This is a genomic window from Pseudodesulfovibrio tunisiensis, assembly GCF_022809775.1.
Lineage (GTDB): Bacteria > Desulfobacterota > Desulfovibrionia > Desulfovibrionales > Desulfovibrionaceae > Pseudodesulfovibrio > Pseudodesulfovibrio tunisiensis.
Map to the genome: position 1 here is coordinate 1377187 of NZ_CP094380.1, position 21194 is coordinate 1398380.

At 60.4% G+C, this 21194-nt stretch carries 14 protein-coding genes; 4 read left to right on the forward strand and 10 right to left on the reverse strand.

The genetic code is table 11. The annotated features are described in order from the left end of the window. Nucleotides 1–82: 82 nt before the first annotated feature. Together MPN23_RS06910 and MPN23_RS06915 are read right to left on the reverse strand one after the other, a co-directional pair. Complete coding sequence (locus MPN23_RS06910; RefSeq protein WP_243546965.1) at nt 83–1942, reverse strand: 4Fe-4S ferredoxin; 1860 nt, start codon at nt 1940–1942, stop codon at nt 83–85. A gap of 230 nt (nt 1943–2172) precedes the next feature. Next, entirely contained in the window at nt 2173–4230 is a 2058-nt protein-coding gene (locus MPN23_RS06915) for an acyl-CoA dehydrogenase family protein (protein ID WP_243546966.1), read from the reverse strand. A 280-nt stretch (nt 4231–4510) separates the two neighbouring features. Between MPN23_RS06915 and MPN23_RS06920 the strand changes: the two genes are divergently transcribed. From MPN23_RS06920 to MPN23_RS06935, 4 genes are all read left to right on the forward strand, one after another. Then, complete coding sequence (locus MPN23_RS06920) at nt 4511–8026, forward strand: class I adenylate cyclase (protein WP_243546967.1); 3516 nt, start codon at nt 4511–4513, stop codon at nt 8024–8026. Beyond that, nucleotides 7995–8324 (forward strand): hypothetical protein, encoded by a 330-nt coding sequence (locus MPN23_RS06925; protein WP_243546968.1) that lies wholly within the window; start codon nt 7995–7997, stop codon nt 8322–8324. Before MPN23_RS06920 ends, MPN23_RS06925 begins: the two co-directional genes overlap by 32 nt. Before the next feature lie 82 nt (nt 8325–8406). Beyond that, nucleotides 8407–11733 carry a hybrid sensor histidine kinase/response regulator gene (locus MPN23_RS06930; RefSeq protein WP_243546969.1) on the forward strand — a complete coding sequence of 1109 codons (3327 nt, stop codon included), beginning with the start codon at nt 8407–8409 and terminating at the stop codon, nt 11731–11733. Continuing rightward, entirely contained in the window at nt 11705–12871 is a 1167-nt protein-coding gene (locus MPN23_RS06935; RefSeq protein ID WP_243546970.1) for a hybrid sensor histidine kinase/response regulator, read from the forward strand. Before MPN23_RS06930 ends, MPN23_RS06935 begins: the two co-directional genes overlap by 29 nt. 46 nt (nt 12872–12917) lie before the next feature. On the opposite strand, the gene MPN23_RS06940 is transcribed toward MPN23_RS06935, so the two are convergent. The 8 genes from MPN23_RS06940 to MPN23_RS06975 all read right to left on the reverse strand — a co-directional run bounded on the left by MPN23_RS06940 (nt 12918) and on the right by MPN23_RS06975 (nt 20958). Beyond that, complete coding sequence (locus MPN23_RS06940; protein ID WP_243546971.1) at nt 12918–13277, reverse strand: YdbL family probable chaperone protein; 360 nt, start codon at nt 13275–13277, stop codon at nt 12918–12920. A 3-nt stretch (nt 13278–13280) separates the two neighbouring features. Beyond that, nucleotides 13281–13496, reverse strand: a complete 216-nt coding sequence (locus MPN23_RS06945) for a hypothetical protein (RefSeq protein ID WP_243546972.1) — start codon at nt 13494–13496, stop codon at nt 13281–13283. Between the two features lie 11 nt (nt 13497–13507). Beyond that, the gene (locus MPN23_RS06950) at nt 13508–15166 is read right to left on the reverse strand and encodes an intermembrane phospholipid transport protein YdbH family protein (protein WP_243546973.1); all 1659 of its coding nucleotides are present in this window, start codon (nt 15164–15166) and stop codon (nt 13508–13510) included. Next, a complete protein-coding gene (locus MPN23_RS06955) occupies nt 15052–16107 on the reverse strand; it encodes an AsmA family protein (protein ID WP_243546974.1) in 1056 nt (351 codons plus the stop codon). The genes MPN23_RS06950 and MPN23_RS06955 overlap by 115 nt, the downstream gene beginning before the upstream one ends. A gap of 389 nt (nt 16108–16496) precedes the next feature. Then, entirely contained in the window at nt 16497–17336 is an 840-nt protein-coding gene (locus MPN23_RS06960) for a DNA polymerase III subunit delta' (protein ID WP_243546975.1), read from the reverse strand. A 23-nt stretch (nt 17337–17359) separates the two neighbouring features. Next, nucleotides 17360–18625 (reverse strand): adenylosuccinate synthase, encoded by a 1266-nt coding sequence (locus MPN23_RS06965; protein WP_243546976.1) that lies wholly within the window; start codon nt 18623–18625, stop codon nt 17360–17362. Nucleotides 18626–18740: 115 nt separating this feature from the next. Beyond that, nucleotides 18741–19106, reverse strand: coding sequence for a hypothetical protein (locus tag MPN23_RS06970; protein ID WP_243546977.1), 366 nt, complete (start codon nt 19104–19106; stop codon nt 18741–18743). Nucleotides 19107–19260: 154 nt separating this feature from the next. Next, complete coding sequence (locus tag MPN23_RS06975) at nt 19261–20958, reverse strand: methyl-accepting chemotaxis protein (protein ID WP_243546978.1); 1698 nt, start codon at nt 20956–20958, stop codon at nt 19261–19263. Between the last annotated feature and the right edge of the window lie 236 nt (nt 20959–21194).

The window sequence follows — 21194 nt, forward strand, 5'->3', positions numbered from 1 at the left end:
AATGACGGGCGATCTGCCGCCCGCATGGCATATCGGCCGAGGCGCAAGTCTTCGCGCCCGACCGGATCAAAGACATTGTCGCCTAGTTTTCCGCTGAATGCAGGCCGCCGGAGCCAGCGGAAAAACGCACATTGCTCCGGGTGTTGTCCAGCGGGTCGGCCCGACTGCAATTCCAGAGGCACGCGCCACAGTGCACGCATTTTTCCCTGTCGAACAGGGGTGCGCCCTTTTCCGGGTTGGTGGTGATGGCCTGTCCGGAACACGCCTCCACGCAGACCTGCTCCCTGCAGGCTGCGCACAGGGTCGGATTGCCGAAGCGAACATGGTCCGCATAGCCGGGCATGGCCTGCACCTTGCCGCCCATGAGCAGCGCGTCCTGATGAGAGACCAGAAGCTGGCCGTCAAAGGGAATCTCGGGCCAGCCCACGCGATCCATGAGCGCATCGTGCAGGGACTTGCCCTCGGCCTTGCATTTGGCGCGAATTTCCTCGATTTCTCCGGCCGGAATCCAGCCGTCGTAATATTCTTCGAGAGACGAAAAACGTTCCCACGGCATCCGGTTGTCCCCGGGCAGGTTGAGCAGCCCGTTGGTCAGGCCGGTCATGCCCATGCCCAGAATGCCGAGCAGCGCGTTCCTGCAGAAGCCGTTGCGCGCCTTGGCCGCCACATCAGCTTCCCTGTCCACCCAAGAATGCCTGCGCCGATGCACATAGGTGGCTTCCAGATTCGCCCTGGTGAACGGCTTGCCCGCCTTGAGCAGCTCCAGCACGGACTCGCCGAGCTGCACGCCCGTGGCCCACGCCTCGTCCACGCCCGATCCGGTCAGGATGTTGGTGGAGCCGGAGCCTTCGCCGATGCGGGCGAACCCGTCGCCCACAAGATGCGGCTCGCCCTGCTTGCCGGATTCCTGCAAGGATTTCGCGCCCCACGAACGCATGGTTCCGCCCTGAATACGCTTCCAGATGTACGGATGCATCATCCAGTGCTGGAGATAGCGGTAGGCGGTACGGGCCGGATTGTCGAACCATGAGGGCACGAAAATGCCCATGGAGGCCACGTTGCCGGGGTAGACGTACAAAAAACCGAAAATCTCGGGTTCGGGATACCCGATGGTGTGCAGCACGGTGCCGGGCTCCCATTCGCAGCCTTCGGGCAGATCCACCACGACCTTCATGCCCACGGCCCATTCGCGGTGGTGGTTGCCGTCGGGCAGACCAAGCTCGCGGTCCAGAGCCTGACCAACCGCACCCACGGGACCATCGCCGATCACGGTGAGCGCGGCCTTCATGTCCATGCCCGGCATGTATCCGGCATCCGGATTGCCGTCCTTGTCCACGCCCTGATCCACGAGCCGAACGCCCTTGACCGCGCCGTCCTCGACGAGCGGCCCGGCCACCGGAGTTCCGGGCCATATCTGGGCCATGCCCGTTCCCATGACATTGCCAGCCACCCACGAGGAAAACTGGCCCATGGAAAAGATCATGCCCGGTTCCTTTTTCAGAAACGGAGGAATGAACGGCAGGGAAAACGCATGATCCTCGGACCACCGGGCAAGGGTCTTGTCCGCCAGCCGAAATGCAGCATTGCGGCGGCTCGCGCCCACCGGGTCCATGAGATACAGCACCTTTTCGCTGGTCACTTCATGGGCCATGGGTATCTGGGAGAGATCGAGATCGGGAAAGCTCAAGCGGATGGCCCTGCCCTTGGTCACCACGCCGGACACCCCGAAACCGGGGTCGTCGGCACGCTCGTAGCAGATGACCTGAGGCGGCATTCCGGGCATGACCGAGGATTCGGCCACCGGGGTTCCATCCTCGTTCATGAGCCCGCGCGTCAGGGTGGTGAGGAAACCGCCCACGGCCGGGCCAAACCCCACGCACACGATGTCGGTTTGCATTTCCGAGCGGGGAACTTCAGGCATTTCAACAGACTGGTCGCTCATTCCTTCCCTCCGGGAAAGCGAACCGATTCACGGTCCGCTTCCGTGATGCTGCGGCCGCGCCAAGGCGGACGCCAAAAAATTTCGCATGGTTCGAAAACGCAGGAAAGGGCCTTGCCGCCCCTCTCCCAAGGCCGGAACATCCAGCCGACCGCCCTGCCGCACACAAACCGGTTCAGGACGTGAAATCGGGGAGGGAAGCCGTGCGGCCTCCCTCCCCGTCAATATCATTGTCAGCCCATGGGATAATCAAGGGCTTCCGGGATCATGACCCCGGTCAAGGCATTGCCTGCGCGGTCCTTGGCAAGACGCGCGCCGGCCATGCTGCGATCGGCCTTGGCCTTGAGCAGGTCGAATCCTTCCAGCTCCTCGGGCGCGGTCTCGGCAAAACCGTAGACCAGCTCGGTGCAAATGCGCACGGCCTCGCCCACGGCGCGGGCGGCCTGCACCCGGCTCAAATCCTTGTAGAACGCGACAAGATCCTCCAGACCGTCTGCCAGAGTCGCACTCATGGGCCCCTTTTCGGCCAGTTCCAGCACGTCCTGCACCAGATAGTACGGTCCGAGCAGCCAGCTCAGGGCATCGGCCATGGCAAAAGTCACGCCCTGCCGCTTGCCGTGGTACAGCTTGCGGCCCTCGGCGTCCCTGGAGTTCTGGAGATGCTCCATGGTCCACTGCCAGAGCTCCAGCCCTGCGGCAACGGTTTCCGCGCCCAGTCCCTGCCCGGCCTGACGACCGAGCTGACCGATCCATGCGGACACGGTGCGCTGAAAGACCGCAGACGGCATGGTCGCCGTAAGGTGGCGACGCTGCACGGCCTCGGGGCCTTCATAGGTGGCTTCGAGCTGGGCGTCGGTCCACTTCTGCATCAGGAAACCGGGGCAGTCCTCGGTGATGCCGTAGCCGCCCACAAGGCTGATGGCCTCGCGCATCACGGTCGCGCCCACGCCGGTGTTCCAGAGCTTCACGCCCGGGTTCAGGATGCCTGCCAGCGCGTCCATGTAGGCAAAACGCACCAGAGGATCGCTCCCGAGTTCCTCGTACCGGGCCTGATCGCGTTCCGCAGGGTCCGCGTACTCCAGGTCCACATATTCCATGACCTTGTCGGAAATCTTGCGCAGGGCCATCATCTGCTTGCGCGGCCCCACAACGCCCTGCTCCTCGAACGCGGCTTCCTTGGCCTTTTCCACGGCGTCGAAATCATCGGCAAGACGACAGGCGGCAAAGCCCACGGACGCTCCGGCCTCGCCAGAGGCCCACACGTCCACCAGACGCTGCAACGCGTCCTCGTTCTGCTGAAGGCCCTTGTCGAAACGCGGGCTGCCCGGATGTGCGGCATCCCCGCCCTGAAAACGGGAACGATGATAGCGAATCACCGGCTCGATCGCGGAAATCAGCTTGGCCGTGGTCATGATTCCCACGGGAATGCGGGTGCGGTGGAACACGGACCCGATGATCTCGCTGTGGCTGTATTTGGGGATGATCACCCCGTCCCTGACCTCGTAACCGCCGATGATGCGGCTGGCCGGGACCTTGAGATTGAGTACGGGATCACGGGTGGAGGAAAGCTGGTGCACCATCTTGAGAGTGGGCGCGCCACGGTCGAACGTGCCTTCGTCGCCCTCTTCCAGAATGATCATGCAGGAGCCCTTGATGCGCTCGTCGTCGGATTCCACGGCAGCGGTCACGAACGTGGCGAAATCCATGTTCGTGATGAAACGGCCGCGCTTGTCCACCTGAAGCATGATCTCGCCATCGTCGTTCCACTCGGCAACGCGAACCTTGCCCACCAGCACGCCGGTGTCCACGCCCACGTAGGGCAGCGGTTCGGTCAGGGCGAATGCGCCCCGGTCGATGGTCCGGTCGTCGCCGGGCTGGGGCGGCACGCAGCGGGCCATGTATTCGTCACGCTGCTCGGGGGTTCCCTTCTCATGGATGGGAGCCAGGGCCAGATTGTTGGCCAGAGAGCAGGTGGCGGAACCGCCGTCCACCCAGGCCAGTTCGAAGGCAACCAGCGCCAGAGCCAGATTCTTGGGGCCTTCGATGAACCCGCCCTGATGCGGATCCATGAACAGGGAAGTCAATCCGGACTGATCGAAGGCGGTGAGCAGCTCGGCCTTCTGATCGGTCCATTCGTGGGTATTGCGCGCGCCCTCGGCCACAAGCTTGGCCACCACGCTACGCGCGATGTTCCTTGCGGACTGGACGGTCATCTGCAGGTCGAACCGGTCGGCGAAACGCCACATTATCTGGCGAACGTCGTCCCCGGGAAGCGTACGCAGGGTGTACATGATTCGGCATCCTGAACTTGGTTTGTGAATGGATTTTATCAGCATTGACGAAGTAATTTATTACCGAATCGGGAAGATAGGCCATCACGTCAATCGAGTCAAAAAGTTTTTGGCTTTCAAACAAGTGTTTCAGCGGGTTCCCGGGCGTTTTCCCCTCCCTGCCCATCCCGGAAAATGCAGGGCCGCCGCCCTGCGCGGACGCAAAAAAATAACTCGCCGAGGCATCGCTCTTTTGACTTGCCCCAACAGCTGGGGATACTGTCGGAACCGGAGAAACCCGATGCAAAGACCCGGAACCGACATAGCTTCCCGCGCACAGGCCGTCATGACCGCTCTCGACGGACCGGGCCGGGACCTCGGCCAAGCCGCTGACGCGCTGGAATCCCTGCGCGCCGCCATCCCGTCAGGGAAAACACCGCGGGAACACTGGCCGGAACTGGGGCGGACAGTGCTGGCCGTCAGCCACGCTCTGGACACCACCACGGACAGACACTTCATCAGGGTCGCTCTGGCCGCACTGCTGGACATGAGTACGTTCGGCCGCGCCCAGGTACTCCGGTTCGCATCCGGCCGAACCATCCCGCCCCGCGAGCTCGAAACCATTGTTGCGGGGATGGAGGGACGATCCCGGCTCGCCCTGGCCCAGCAACTGCTGACCGCAACCTGCCGCAAGGCGGAACGAATGGACACGACATGGGCCGAGTCGCTGGCGGCATCGCTGGAAAACGAAGCCCACGAGGATCTGCTGCCCTTTGTGGCCTCTCTGGGCGCGGAAGGGGCCCGGCTCGCCTATCCTCTGGCAGCCACCCTGAACCGATTCGGATTCCGGGACTGGCTCCTGCTCCGGCTGGCCGGAAGAGGCGACGACGAAATGCCCCGGCTGGCCCTGCTGGCTCTGGACGATCCCGAACTGGCCGGAGACATGGCGGCCAACATCGTGCAGGGGGAAATATCCGCCACCCCCGGCCTGATTCGCGACATCTGCCGAACCGCGGTTGCCGGAGACAAAAACGTGCGGGAAATGCTGCGTATACAGCTCCAGACCCCGGATGCGAACATGGCCGGGGCCTGCATGGACGGCTTTCTGATGCAGGAACGCACCACCTCGGGCAAGGCCGCGGCCGTGCTGGCACAGAACTATCCCAACCTGCGCAAGGCCATTCTTCCCCGCATCCCCCTGCTCGGCGAGGAAGGGCTTGCCCGCTACCTTTCCGCAACCCCGCGAACGGAACGGGATCAGGCCGTCACGGACACGTTTGCGACATTGTGCCGCATCGCCCCGGAATTCGTTCGCACAGCTCTCGGCAGGCACACCGAGTCCTTCACGGACCTCCTCCCTCCGTCCCCTGCCATCGCCCCTTCACCACTCCCGGTTCCCGAGCCGCCATCGGATTCCCCCAGGGTCGGTCTGCTGGGCAAGCTGCTGGGCAAGGGAGACGATCAGGTCAAGCGTCTGTCCGCCCGCGTGCTGCGGGATGCGGACCTGTCCGGAGTGCAGGCCCGGGACCTGACCCTGAGCAACCGGGAATGGAAGAATGCCACGCTTTCCCGCGCCACGCTTTCCGATCTCGGCATGTCCCGGACCTCGATATCCGGATGCATTGCACAGGAAGGACTTGTCCTGAACAGCAGTTTTTCCTCGGTTTCCTTCAGACATGCGATTTTTTCCGGGACACGATTTTCCGGCACGCGCTTCACGGACTGCGTGTTCGACGGCTGCGACCTGACGAATGTCGTGATTGATGACTGCGTTTTCCGCAACTGCCGTTTCAAGGGCACCCAGTGGACCAAAGCCGACATTCGGGACAGCCGTTTCCTCCGCACGGAAATCGCAGACTCCATTCTGGCCGCAACCCGACTGCACCACTGCACCATCAAGACCTCGCGTCTGGAACGATGCGATCTTTCGAAAACGAGGTTCACGCTGTCAAGCGTGGCCGGATTCGAGGCACGCTGCTGTCTTTTTCGCGGACTCGCCATTTCGGACTCGTCCTTTCTTGCCGCGGAACTCGACCTGTGCCCTGCCCGCGGATGCCGCATATCCGGTTCGGACACGGCCCACCCGATTCTTCTCGAAGCGCGGGAAAGAACACTGCTGGAAACGGCAGCCCGTCTCCAGACCATCCCGGCTCCCGGCATGACATGCCTTTCCGGAAAACAGCTGCAAACCGCGAAACAGGTGCTTCTGGCCTGGGTTCGAGAGCATGACATACTCAGGCGGGAATCGCGCATGGCAGCCCGCAACCTGAGCCGGACCCGATCCATGCGCCGGCGCATGTCCCCGGAGCAGGCGGCATTCGTGAAACTGCTGCCCCACCTCCTGAACACGGACATCTTCGAGACCCGATTCAAGCTGGACAACGTGCCTCCCTGCCGCATGTGGGGCCATGCTGCGGACCTGACCACGATGGAACTCGCAGAGCAGTTTCTTCCCGGCACGACACCGGGCAGACGAAAGCCCAAAGTGACCATTGCCGCCCTGTACGCCATGGGCAGTACCGGAACCATGGCCCAGACGGAAAAGTCCGATCTGGACTGCTGGCTCTGTCTGAATGACACAGGAATGGACATGGAATCCGAGGCCGGACTGGAAAGGAAGCTTCGGGCGCTGGAGCTTTGGGCCGACAGCGAGTTCGGGCTGGAACTGCATTTCTTTCCCATGACCATGCACGACATCCGCAACAATATTTTCGCGGCCGGCGACGAGGAAAGTTCCGGGACCGCACAGGCCCTGCTCCTGAAGGAGGAGTTCTACCGGACCGCTCTGCGCCTTGCCGGGAAACGCCTCGCATGGTGGACCATGCCCCCGGGCGCGGATGCCAGGACATACGCTGCGCGAATGCGCTCGGTCGCACGCTATCCGCTTGCAGGCATCCCCAGATTCGAGGACTTCGGCCACCTCGCCCGATTTCCGGCGGACGAATTTTTCGGCGCATCCCTGTGGCAGATGGTCAAGGCCGTACACAGCCCGTTCAAGTCCGTGATGAAGATCGCACTGCTCGAACACTATGCCAATCTGGGCGAATCAGGCCTTTCCCTGTGCGACGAGATCAAGCGCAACCTGTTTCTCCGGCACCGGGACGTGACAAGCATCGATCCGTATGCCGCCATGTTCCGTACGCTTCTGGAATTCTATCAGACGAAAAAGGCGACCGATGCGGTCCACCTGCTCGCGGATTCGTTCCGCCTCAAGGCGGATTTGTCCGACGCAAGACAGTTTCTCGGCCTTCCAGCCCGCCCCGAAGACGTCAGCCTCGCCCGCGCGCTGAAACATGCAGAAAAGGGCCGCAAACGCACGCTGCACCGGGCCGGATCATTTGCTCATTCCCTGGAAACCGGCGCGGCCGTGCGTCGATTCATGGTGGCCGCCTACAAGAATATCCAGTCCGGCATAGCCGGGGGAGGTCAGGCGCGCATATCGCCGGAAGACCTCACGCGGCTGGGGCGCCGGGTTTCCGCAAATTTCTCCTCCCGCCGGAACAAGGTGACCCGCGTTCCGTTTCTGGATCAGGCCGGACAGGAATTTCAGGTGCTTCATTTTTCTGCGGAAAAAGCACCGGGCAAACGCCATGTCTGGGTTCTCCGGGGAGGCCAGAAGGACGATGCCAAGGCTTCCGCCTCCACGCTTCAGGAACTGCACAGGAATCACGATCCGGGCATGATGGTGGCCTGGATACTGGCCAACCGCATGTACGGTCCCCAAAAGCCTGCTGCTGGCCGATCGCACCGTGGCCCCCCTTGCCGTGACGGATTTGCAGAAACTGATGACCCACCTTCGGGAATATTTCCCCTATGACGCAACTTTCGAGCCCCCCATCAGCGCAGGGCTGGAAGCCGAAAAGGTATGCAAGGCATTCTTCATCCTCAACCTGACCGCCCCGCCGGACGCGCGGCACGTCGAACAGTGTGCGGTCATCTATTCGACAAACTGGGGCGAAATGTTCTGCCGCACCTTTGACAGGCCCGGAGAATCCTTCGAGAAACATGCTTCAAGCTTTCTTGCCCGCCAGCTTTCGCAACCCCTGCACGGCGAGATCGAACTCAACGCATTCATTCCAAAGGGCTCCCAGTGCGCCCGCATTGCCCTCATCTGAATCCGATTTATAATCCACCACATACGTCAAAACCAATATCGTTCATTTCTGGGAAACAACCATGCACCCGGGGAGAACGACGTTGGCAGCCAAGAAAATCCATTCAGCCGAACGCGCCGCAACCCTCAGCTTCATCGCCACGTTCGCAACATTGGCGATCCTGGCTGGCGGCGTCCTGTTCTATGCCTATCAGCAGGAAACAAGCCGGGCAAAAGCCCTGACCCGATGGAACGAATCCAAGAAGGTGGACCTGATATCCAGACCTCTCTCCATTCACCTCCAGTCGATCTTTCTCGATCTCAAGGTACTGGGTTCCCATTACGAACTCAGGGAATATCTGGACAACGACAGCGACGAGACCCTGAAGAAACTGTCTGACGAGTTCATCGCCCTGTGCCGGATCAATACGCACTACGACCAGATTCGCCTGATCGCGTCCGATGGCATGGAGCTCGTCCGCGTGAACGACAACAACGGAAACCCGAAAGCGGTTCCGAAGTCAAAATTGCAGAACAAGGCCGGACGCTACTACGTCACCGAGGGCCTGAAACTTCCGGTCGGCGGCATTTACGTATCCCCTCTGGACCTGAACATCGAACACGGGGAAATAGAAATCCCGATCAAGCCCATGCTCCGCATCGTGACCAAAGTCGCGGGGAAACGAAAGACCGGGGTGATCGTGCTGAACTACAAGGGGCAGCACATCCTCGACAACGCGCTGAGAGCCGCAAGGAACGACAAGAGCTCGATCATGCTGCTCAATTCCGACGGCTATTGGCTCCTGTCCCCGGACAAGACCAGGGAATGGGCATTCATGTACCCCGAGAGCAGCAATCTGAGCTTTGCCAACGAAAACCCGAAGCTGTGGAAACGCATCGAGGCCGAAGCCTCGGGCCAGATTGCACACGGCGACGCCCTGTACTCCTTTGCCACCATACTCGTGGCCCCGGACGACACCCTGCACATCCCCGGATCGCAGACAAGAAAATGGAAACTCGTCAGCGTGGCGAATCTTTCGCGCGTCAGATCCGCGTCGGTATCTCCGCAATCCTTTGCCGGAGCCTATGGGGCCGCAATTCTCCTCGCCCTGTTCGCGGCCCTGTCGCGCGCCAAATACGTACGTTCGCGCATAACCTCCCGGAAAAAGCTGGAACGGGCCAAACAGGATGCGGAAGAAGCCAACAGCGCAAAAAGCGATTTCCTCGCCAGAATGAGTCATGAAATCCGCACCCCGATGAATGCGATCATCGGTCTGACTCACCTCGCCCTCAAGACGGAACTGACGCCGAAGCAGGAAGATTACCTGCAGAAAATAGACGCATCCGCGAAAACGCTTCTGCACATCATCAATGACATTCTGGATTTTTCCAAGATCGAAGCCCGCCAAATGACCATCGAGGCGGTGGAATTCACTTTGGACGACCTTCTGAACAACGTGGCCACCATCCTGAGCGCACAGGCGGAAAACAAGGGACTCGGCCTGCACCTCATGGTCCAGAGTCAGGTACCCAACCATCTGATCGGCGACACGCTCAGGATCAGCCAGATTCTGCTCAATCTGGCGGGCAATGCCATCAAGTTCACGGAAAGCGGTGAAGTGATCCTTTCCGCCGAACTCATGGAGAAGGAAGAGGACTCGGCACTGCTCCGTTTTCAGGTTCAGGACACGGGCATCGGCATCCCCCCGGACAAGGCCAGACAGATTTTCGAACCATTCAGTCAGGCGGACGGCTCCACGACGAGAGTCTACGGCGGCACGGGGCTGGGACTCGCCATCTGCAAGCGTCTGGCCGAACTCATGCACGGCGAACTGTCTCTGGAAAGCACCCCGGGACAGGGCAGCACCTTCACCCTGCTCCTCAGTCTGGGCCTTCAGAAGATTCCGGACAAATGGCAAAGCGCGTACCCTCCGGAACTGGCAGGCATGCGCGTCCTCGTAGTGGACGACAATGAAATAGCCCGGACCATTCTGGCCCGGATGATTGCCTCCTTTTCCTTTCGCGTCTCCACTGCTGGCCATCCGCGTGAGGCTCTCGATCTGGTTCACAAGGCTGATGCCAGTGATCCGTTCTCTCTGGTAGTCACGGACTGGCGCATGAGCGACATGGACGGGCTGGAACTGACCGCGCACCTCAAGCGCAGAGGCGAACTGAAAAACGTTCCAAAGGTCGTCATGCTGACCAGCTACGGATACGGCGAGGTCCAGACCAGAGCGGCACAAAGCCCTCTGGACGGCTTCATGCTCAAACCCGTGAACAGATCACTGCTCTTCGATACGATTCTGGAAGTCTTTTACGGCAACGGTGGAACAACCCGTCATACCCGCCCGATTCCCCATTCCATTCCCGTGCCGGACAATGTTCCCGGAAGCCGGATACTGCTGGTGGAGGACAATGAAATCAATCAGCAGGTGGCACGAGAACTGCTGGAAGGAGCCGGAGCCTCCGTGACCATTGCCGCTTCAGGCGGAGAAGCCGTCAGAATGGCGCACGCCGACAACTTCGACCTGATACTCATGGACATCCAGATGCCGGGCATGAACGGACTGGAGGCCACGGAAACCCTTCGGCAGGACCCGGACTTCACCCCGATCCCCATCATTGCCATGACAGCACACGCACTGTCCGGAGACAGGGCCAAAAGCCTTGCCGCAGGCATGAACGATCACATTACCAAACCCATTGTTCCGGACACCCTCATGACAACACTGGGACGCTGGCTGCCATCCAGAAAAAAGAGCGGTACTCCGACGCGCTCCCCCAGAGTCCCTCCGGAAATCCCGGAAAAGGCAAGGACTCTGGCTTCGGACAGGGCACTGGCCAGACTCAACGGCAACACGCACCTGCTCCGCCGCCTGCAGCAACGCTTTCTGGATGAAGCGAAAGGCATCGCCGACAAGCTCAGGGCGCTGGTTGCTGCCGAGGATTTCGCGGAAGCGCGCGACATTGCCCACACACAGAAAAGCGTGACCGGAAACATCGGTGCAGAGCGCGCCTCCGCCCTGTTTGCCAAGCTGGAACACCAGTTTCTGGACGGAAACGCGGACTCGATTCAAAGCATCAACCAACTCCGTGAGGAAATGCGGCTTCTTGAAGACCTGATGCAGAAGGAATTGTCCACGCCCCCGGATGCCGAAGCCGCTCCCTCCTTCAGCATGACAAGGGAGAATCTCCTTTCCGACCTGCGAAAACTGCACGGTCTTGTTCGAGCCAACGACACGGCCGCACTCACGGAATTCGATCAGCTCCGCTCCCCATTGGCCTCGGTGGCGCCGGACATGGCCGAAGCCTTGACCCGTCACCTGACATCCTTCGCCTTCAGGGAGGCGGAAACCGTTCTGACAACCGGGATACAGACATTGCAATCAACCGGAAACGAGAATGAAAACATCAAAAATACTGATCGTTGACGATGTTGCGGACAACCTCATGGTCCTGAATGAGATTCTGTCTCCGCACCATGACGTACAGGCCTGTCTGAGCGGGCTTGAAGCATTGGAGCTGATGGACTCGGGAGCCTCCCCGGACCTGATCCTTCTGGACGTGATGATGCCGGGCATGGACGGATACGAACTGTGCCGGATACTGAAGGACGACCCCCAGCGCAAATCCATCCCCATCATCTTCGTCACCGCCATGAATGAGGCGGAAAACGAGGAAAAGGGGTTTGCCCTCGGCGCAGTGGATTTCATTGCCAAACCCGTTGTCCCCGCGCTGGTTCTGGCTCGCGTGGGCACGCATCTGGCCCTGTCCGGTCAGACCCGTCTGCTGGAAAAACTGGTACGGGAGCGAACCGCGGAACTGGAACAGGCCAAGGCCGAAGCCGAACGCGCCAACACTGCGAAAAGCGCCTTTCTCGCCAACATGAGCCACGAACTCCGCACGCCGCTCCACGGCATCATGGGCATGACCCAACTGCTGCTGTCCGGCGACATCACCCCGGAGCAGAAGGAATATCTGACTGCGGAGCTGGAATCCACGAAGCGACTTCAAACCGTGGTCAACGACATGCTGCAACTTTCCGCGGCGGAAAGCGGCACGATACGGCCCGTCATACGGGAATTCCGGTTCCACGACATTCTCGAACCACTCAACACCTTGTACGATCCCCAAATCAAGGCCAAGGGACTCCAATTGACCGTGGACATGCCGGAAGATGACGACTGCCTTGTCCATGGCGACGTAGACCTTGTCAGGCAGGTGCTTGTCGCCCTGCTCAACAATGCGATCAGATTCACGCCGCAAGGCGAGATAACCATTTCCGTGGAACCGCGCATCCAGTCGGGAGAGCGGACAACGCTCCTGTTTCGGGTCGAGGATTCCGGGATAGGCATCCCCCGGGAAAAACAGAACGAAATATTCCAGCGCTTTACGATCGTTGAAGACTACATGACCAAGAAATACGGCGGGGCCGGCCTGGGACTCCCCATAGCAAAACGCCTGGTGGAACTCATGAACGGCAAAATCTGGCTGGACAGTCGAGAGGGCAAAGGCACCACGGTCTTCTTCACCATTCCCTGCAATTTGCAACGTGACAGGTCCGCATGAAAAAAAGACAGCCTCCATTGACTGGAGGCTGTCCGGTTTCACGACATCATTTTCTGTACCACGAGCCGTCCGGGGCCTGAAGTTTCTCCCCGGGTCTGGCCCGTTCCCGAAGTTGGGCTGCACGGCGCTGGCCCACGAATTCCGGGGCAACCCCCTGTTTTCTGCCAATGGCCTGATACACCTTGCGGCGATCGGCGTTTTCCGCGGAGACCACGTCCCCGCCCTTGCCTGTCAGGGATTCCAGATAGCCCTGATTGTTCTCTCCCACGGCACCTTGTGCCTTGAGCGCATTGATTGCAGGCAGACGTTGCACCATGCGATCCTTGAGATTCCCGGCAAAGGCCGGTCCGGAACACAGGGCAAGGGCCAATACGACCATAAAGATGTAGGCAGCAGTGCGTTTCATGGCTTACTCCGTCTTGCTTTCACCGGCCGGGGCAGGTCCGGCGTCGTCTATGTCGGAGAAAAAGTCGTCCAGTTCCCTGTCCACCTTGACGTTCACGTCTATGGTGATGTGGATGGGCTTGACCTCCACGGGTTTGACCTCCACCTGATGGCTGGTGGAGCAGGCCGACGCCGCAAGCAGCAATCCGGCCAGGACGGCTCCGATGAGCAGATGTTTCATCGCGGTTCCCCTCAATTGTTGTTGCCGAACACCCTGCGCAACCGCAGCATGCGGTCGAACGGCAGGTTGAAATTCACGTCCAGCCTGATGCCCTGAAAATTCATGCCTTCGGCTTCGGCGGACACCTCGGCAAAACCGAAATCCCTGGAATACTGAAACGGTAAATTCCCGGCGGGCTTTCCGTCAAGCTGCAACTGCACCTTGAGCATCTCCCCGTTGCTCGACGCAGTCACCTTGGCCCATCTGTACTCGAAATCCTTGAGAGCCTCGCTCGCAATCCTGAGCTGCACATACTGGGGCGAACTTGCAGGCACTCCGGCCAGCAGGTTTTCCGCCTGTCGCACGCGCAGATTGCCCCCGACATCGGGCGAGGACTGAAGCTGCGCCGCCTTGAACTGCACCACGCCATTGCGGATGGACACGGGAATCCGCCCGCTCACCCGGCCTTCGCCCCGCGCATCCGCAAACCCGAGCTGCTCCAGCAGTTCCGTGATGCGCAGATTCGAGCAGTACAGGGTCAGGTCATACTCGTCCCTGCCTGGCACCACGCGAAACGGCATGGACTGGATATTGCCGCCCAGCCAGTCGAAAGTCACGGTTTCCACCACGACCGCCCCGCGTTCCTCGGCCTGAAACAGCACCTCCCCGTTGTCGAAGCGCATGCCCCGGAAATCCAGCCTGTCGAACGCCACGCTTTGAAGCGGGGCACTGCGCAGCGTCAGCAGATCGGGCATGTACAGGGAAAGCCGCATTCCGGATACATGCACGTCGTTTTCCGTATCGTGCAGATTGCCGCCCGTCAGGTAGATCTCGCCCTGAGCCGACGTGCCGCACACGCCGTACCCGAACCCGACCCAGGCCATGAGAATTCCGTCACCGGTCACCCCCTGCAACTGCGGAGCCAGTCGCCCCAGATCGAAACCGCCCGGCAGCTCGTAACTGTCCACATCCGCCCGCATCCGCACGAGATCACTCCCGAACGGCTCCACCCTGCCCGTTACCGAAGCCTTGAGCCCGGGCAGCAGCTCCCCAAGATAGGCGCCCTGCACGTCCAACGCATCACGATTCTGACGAACCCGCAAATCCAGACTTCCCAATTCGCGCCCGACAGCCCTGATCCGGGCCACCTTGAGCCGCCCCCATTCCCCTGTCTCCAGAGGAAATCGCACGGGCAGGGAAAGCTTGCCTCCGGCAACACGGAAGCCCTTCCCCTTCACGGAAAGATTCCTCCCTTGCAGCACGAGTTCCGCTCCGATCTCGGGCGCAATGCGGACGGTCCCGGACAGGCTCAGGGCAGCACATGCGCCTTCCGCATCCCCGGCCCGGACGCGCACCGTTTCCAGCCGCACATCGATTGGTCCGGCAATCGAGCCGCCCAATTCGCCGCGCAGTTCCCCCTGCGCTCTGTACGGGCCAAAATCGATGGTTGCATCGCCCGGCATCAATGCGCCCGGCTTTCCGTGCAGACTCCATTGCAGGGCAACCTGTTTCCCGTTCCCCCGAGCCTCGCCCTGCAACACGCATTGCGGCAGGACAAATTCACGAACCGAACCGTTCACGTCGCATCCTGCGGAAGCAGACCATTCCCCCTGCTCCACGCTGGCCCGGGCATGGCCCACGGCGCGAAGTTCCCTGTCTGCCCCGTCCCGAAGCAGCAAATCATACTCCATGGACGCTTCAGTCCGCCTGGCAAACCGGATGCGCCCTGCCGCATGCAACCGGGCGGCAAGGTCCGCCGCCTCCAGATGCCTGGTGGAGACATCAAAATGAAGCAGCCCGTCCGCTGTCTGCCGTGCGGACAGGGACACGCCTTCAGCCGAAGCCAGCACCTGCCCCTTGCGCAACAGAACCGGGGAATCCACCTGCATGTCGACGAGATGGATGCGGAGCCGCCGCCCTGTTTCAAATCATACTCGGCCTCGACCGTGCCCGCACCCCGCCCCGCCACGACCACGCCTTCGGGCAATACGCCCGAGGCCCGCGCCATTTCCTGCAAGGCCGCACGGTCCAGTTTCAGGGTCATGACCGCACGCCCGCTGTTCAAATCCGCATCGCCCCTTGCCGCCACGACAGCGCCCAGAGCTTCCGCGCGCAACGAAAATCCTGCCCGGGTCAGGCCAGGCTCAACGCCGCCTTCCAGTCCGAAGCGGACTTCCTGTCTGCGCCCGGCCACGGGAAGCGATATCACGCCATCGTCCACGCGAACCCGTGGCAGGGCCGGGAACCGTTCCAACGCAATCCCCTCGCCGTGTTCCGCGTCGCCCCGATCCTGAAAAGCCGTGTCCGCAAGAACAAGGCTCACGCCCCGGGCTCGAATTCCGGCCACATGCCCACGCACCAATTCACCCGGGGAATACGCCACTTCCAGTGAATCGATTTCCGCATTGCCCATGCCCGGCACATCCGCCAGCACATCGCGAACCTGCAAGGCATTCCACCCCACGGACGCAACCCGGCACTGCCGGACCAGCACCGCATTCTGTGCGCCGTTCACCACGCCCGGCAGAACCGACGACAGCAGCACAGGCAGAACCACGAACCAGCCAGCCAGCACGATCAGGCAGGTCAGGCACAGGCCTGCCGCAGAATATTTCACGATTTTTTCACGCATGGTCGATTCCCGTTCCATGTACTCTACAACGAGAACGCAACAGGCTCAATGTGGAACAAAAGCAAATGCCTTCGGCGACCCTCCCGGGGGGCTGGGCGCCGCCCAGACCCGCCAAGGAGCAAGGCCCCTTGGATCCCCATATGTTTCGGGAAATGAAAGAGGCCGGATGCACGCCCTGTCGGGACATGCATCCGGCCACTTTCATTTCCCGAAACGGGTAGGTTCAAAAAAAGGCAAACTCTGTTTTGATTTTCCCCGAGTTCTATTCTTCGATAGCGAAATCTTCCGCTTTTCCACATCTCCCTGCGCCGCCAAACAAACCGGACAAATTCCCTCACCCCTTGCAGGAGGTGGAGAATCAAAAAATTCGGGAGACGCCGGAGGCATGTCTAGATCATGCGGGTGGCGACCCAGTCGAGCACGAGGGAGGGATTGACCGGGACCTGCGTATTCAGGGCGTCCTGCGCCTGATCAAGCACGAGGCCGATCCGGCGAAGTCCTTGCGGTCCATAGGCCTGGGCAAGTTGGGAGGATGCGGAGGTCGAATTCGAGCCGATCATGGCTTCACGCAGTTCGCGTTGCACGCCAAGCACGACCTGCATGGCAAGGTCCTTGTCCACGGCGCCCTTGGGCGATGTGCGTTCGAACCAGCCCTGCCCGGTACGCCAGAAACGCACAAGGGAATCGACCCATTCCGCAACGTCCGGAGCATTGTCCCGCTGGTCCGGCCACGCAAGGGTAACAACCCACGACCGGGAAACAAGGGTTTCGAGCAGCCGTTCCCGCTGCGGCGCGGTCAGCACGAACACGTTGCCGGGCCGGGGCTCCTCAAGGGATTTGAGAAGGGCATTGGCCGACTCGGTCATGAACATCTGGGCCTCGGCGAAAATGGTCACGCGGTAGCCGTCGCCGTTTGGCGGCTGGCCCCACACGCCCCGGGTATCGCGTATGGACTGCACCTTGATGAGTCCCTCCCGGCCGTCGAAAAAGAGCAGATCGTTGAAGACCTGATCCGCGATCTGACGGCAGGAGGCACAGGACCGGCACGGAGGCTGGGCCGAGCGGCAATTCAGCAGCATGGCCCAGTAAAGGGAAAGGGCGACGCGCGTATCCGCGTCGCCCCCCTCGATGACTATGGATTGCGGAGGATTGGCAGCCATGGCGTCCAGACGACGCACCGCATGTTCCTGCCCGGCAAGGGCGGTCAGCGGATCAACAGGGACAGTCATGTTCGCAACTCCACAAATGCTGCTTAGAAGGTCTGGGCGCGATCCGGGCCAACGGAAACCAGACCGACCTTGACGCCGGTGATCTCCTCGATGCGATGCAGGTACGCCTGCGCATTGGCGGGCAGATCGTCCCAGCTCCGGGCAGCGGTGATATCCTCGTCCCAACCGGGAAGAATCTCGTAGACCGGCTTCACATGGGCCAGCGAATTCTGCTCCTGCGGGGTATACTCGATGGTCTCACCCTTGTACTCGTAGGCCACGCAGAGCTTGATTTCCTTGAGGCCGGACAGCACATCCAGCTTGGTGATGGCCAGCTCCGTGGGGCCGTTCAGACGCACGGACTCGCGCAGCACGACAAGGTCCAGCCAGCCGCAGCGACGCTTGCGTCCGGTGGTTGCACCGAATTCGCCGCCCTGGCTCTGGAGGTAGTCGCCATCCTCGTTGAGCTGCTCGGTGGGAAACGGGCCGCCGCCCACGCGGGTGGTGTAGGCCTTGACAATGGCCACGATGCGCTCCAGTTCGCGAGGCGAACAGCCGGAACCGCACGCGGCATTGCCGGTCACGGTGTTGCTGGACGTGACAAAGGGATAGGTACCGTGGTCAATGTCCAGATGGGTACCCTGAGCGCCCTCGAACAGCACTTCGTTTCCGGCTTCCTGAATGGCGGTGGACACGTCGCCCAGATAGGGAACGACACGCTCGGCCACAGGCAGCAGCTCCTCGAAAATGGTATCCGCGCTCATGGGTTCCAGACCGTACAGGTGCTGGAAGAGCACGTTCTTTTCCTCAAGCGCACGAGCTATCTTCTCGCGGAGAAGTTCCTTGTCCGCAAGGTCGGCGGCACGAATGCCGCAACGATGCATCTTGTCCTCGTAGCAGGGACCGATGCCGCGTCCGGTGGTACCGATCTTGTTGGAATCGGACTTCGCGGATTCGCGGGCCGTATCCATCTGCTGATGGTACGGCATGATGACGTGGGTCTTGTTGCTGACCATCAGTCTTTCCGGGGAAACGTCCACCCCGCGCGCGGCGAGATGGTCCAGTTCCTTGCAGAAGACCACGGGGTCCAGAACCACGCCGTTGCCTATGATACACTTCTTGCCCTCGTGCAGAATGCCCGAAGGGATGAGGTGGAGTATGCACGTTTCGCCGTTGACAACCAGGGTGTGCCCGGCATTGTTGCCTCCCTGGAACCGAACGATCGCGTTCGCCTTTTCAGCGAGCATGTCAACTATCTTGCCCTTGCCTTCGTCTCCCCACTGGGAGCCGAACACCACGGTATTGGCCATTGGTTAGCTCCTTAAAATAACCGGATTATCCTCGCAAAAGGATTTTGCACGCACGAACGGTTATCTTCCGTAAATACAAATTTAGAGATATGTCAACTGCGGAATTGCGCGCAAATCAATCGCCGGACCGGGGATTGAGCTTCAACAGTTTGCCTCGGCGATGGCTTTTGTCCCGTTCGGTCTCGCCATTGCGGGAATTTTCCCCTTCCGAATCCCGGGTCTTCTTTTCCGGAGCGGTCAGGGCGATCAGATCGATTTCATGCGGCGCGTCCGGAATGCGGGACTGCGCCCATTCGTGATTGAACAACTGATTCTTGGAACGGACCGCCTGAATCAGGTTGAAGACCAGAACCGACTCCTCCCACTGCTTGGTGGGTTCGAAATGCTGTACGATATCCGCATACTTCTCCCACAGATTCATGAGAGAAGCTTCGTCATAGGCATTGAGTTGCCGAGCGAGTTTGAGCAGGGCTTTTTCCATGATGCGCTTCGAGTGTCCTTTTTTTTGCAGACTCCGGCGAACGGTTGCCGGGAATTCTCCTATAACAGAATAGAATCCGGGAGCCAATGTGAAAACGCCGCCCGGTTTCGAGCGGCGTTTTCACGTTAATGGGTCAACATGCCGGAATCGTCTTCTAGAAGCGTTCGAAGTCGTCGTCGCCTTCCATGTCCATGTCGATTCCTTCGTCCCCGGAAGAAGCGGTCGGGGCCGGCTTGGCAGGTCTTGTCGGCTTGCCCGCAGCAAGCGGCTTGGGTCGGGCCGCAGCCGCCTTCTTCTTCACGGAAACCTGAGTCGGCGGCGGTGCACTCACGTCGCGGTCGTCGAGCTTGAAGAACCGGATGACCTGCTGCAACTGCACGGCCTGCCCGGAAAGCTCTTCGGACGTGGACGCAACCTCTTCAGACGCCGAGGCGTTCTGCTGAATGACCTTGTCCAGTTCCTGGATGGCACGGTTCACCTGTTCGCCACCCGCATTCTGCTCATTGGTGGCGGCGGAGATTTCCTGCACCAGTTCCGCTGTGCGCTGAATGTCCGGCACGATCTTGCCAAGCAGTTCTCCGGCCTGTTCGGCCACTTCCACGCTGGAGGACGAGAGTTCGCTGATCTCTGCCGCTGCGGTTCCGGACCGTTCGGCCAGCTTGCGCACCTCTGCCGCAACCACGGCGAATCCCTTGCCATGCTCACCGGCCCGGGCCGCTTCGATGGCCGCATTCAGGGCAAGCAGATTGGTCTGACGGGCTATGTCCTCGATGATGAGAATCTTTTCCGCAATCTGCTTCATGGCTGCCACGGTCTTGGCAACAGCCTGTCCGCCCTGCTCGGTATCCGAGGCAGCCTGATTGGTCATGTCGTTGGTGGTCTTGGCGTTCTCCGCATTCTGACCGATGCTGGAAGTCATTTCCTCCATGGAGGCCGAAACCTCTTCCACGGCCGAGGCCTGTTCGGTTGCGCCCTGACTCAGCTCGATGGCGCTGGCGGCAAGCTCCTCGCTACCCGCAGCCACCTGTTCCCCGGCCATGCGGACTTCGGTCACAACCCGGCGAATCTCGTAAACCATGTTGGACATGGCCTGGGAAAGCTGCCCGACCTCGTCGTGACTCCTGACCGCAATGTCGCGTGACAAATCCCCTCGCGCCATGTGGTTGGAAACTTCCAAAGCTTCCTGAAGCGGACGAACCATGCTGCCGACCACCAGAAACACGACGCCCACGATGACCAGAATCACGATGACGGTGGGAATGAGAATCTGCCAGCGCAGACTGGCAAGCTGGGTTTCCACGTCATCCACATAGATGCCGGTGCCGACAATCCAGCCCCACGGCTTGTAGAGCTTGACGAACGAGACCTTGGGCACGGGCTGATCCGAGCCTTCCTTGGGCCATGCATAATTGACGAAACCTTCCCCCTTTTCCCGGCTGACCTTGACGAACTCGCGGAAGATGTAGACTCCATCCGGGTCCTTGATGTCATGCAGATTCTTTCCATCCAGCGAAGGATTTGCCGAATGCATAACCATGACTTCATCCATGGTGTTTATCCAGAAATACTCGTTGCCCTTGTACCGGATGGTCTTGATTTCCTTCATGGCCCCCTGCTTGGCCTCCTCTTCGCTCATGGCGCCGGAAGCAGCCTTGTCGCCGAAAAAACCGATGATGCCATAGGCAACGTCCACCACGCTCCGGGTGGCGACCCGCTTTTCCTCCATGAGGGAATCCCCCACTATGGGCAGAAAGAATCCGAACAACCCGATGAGCACCAAGGCAATGGTCGAGAAAAAGATGCTCAGCACCTTGGTACGCATGCTCCAATCGCGAAACTTCTTTACAGCCATGACATCCTCCGACCATTTGATAAGATATGTAGACGATTTCATTCCGACGACATTTCTGCTCTTATGCCTAAATATATGCATGAAACCCCGTACGGGGAACAGTATTTTCGTCATGAGCCGTGATAATCTGGACAAAATGCCGAAAAAGAGGTGCGGTGGACGTCCGGGAAAGGCCGGGACAATCGAATTGCCCGCCGGTGACTCCTGTGATATGACCGCCCATCCAGCAGACAATA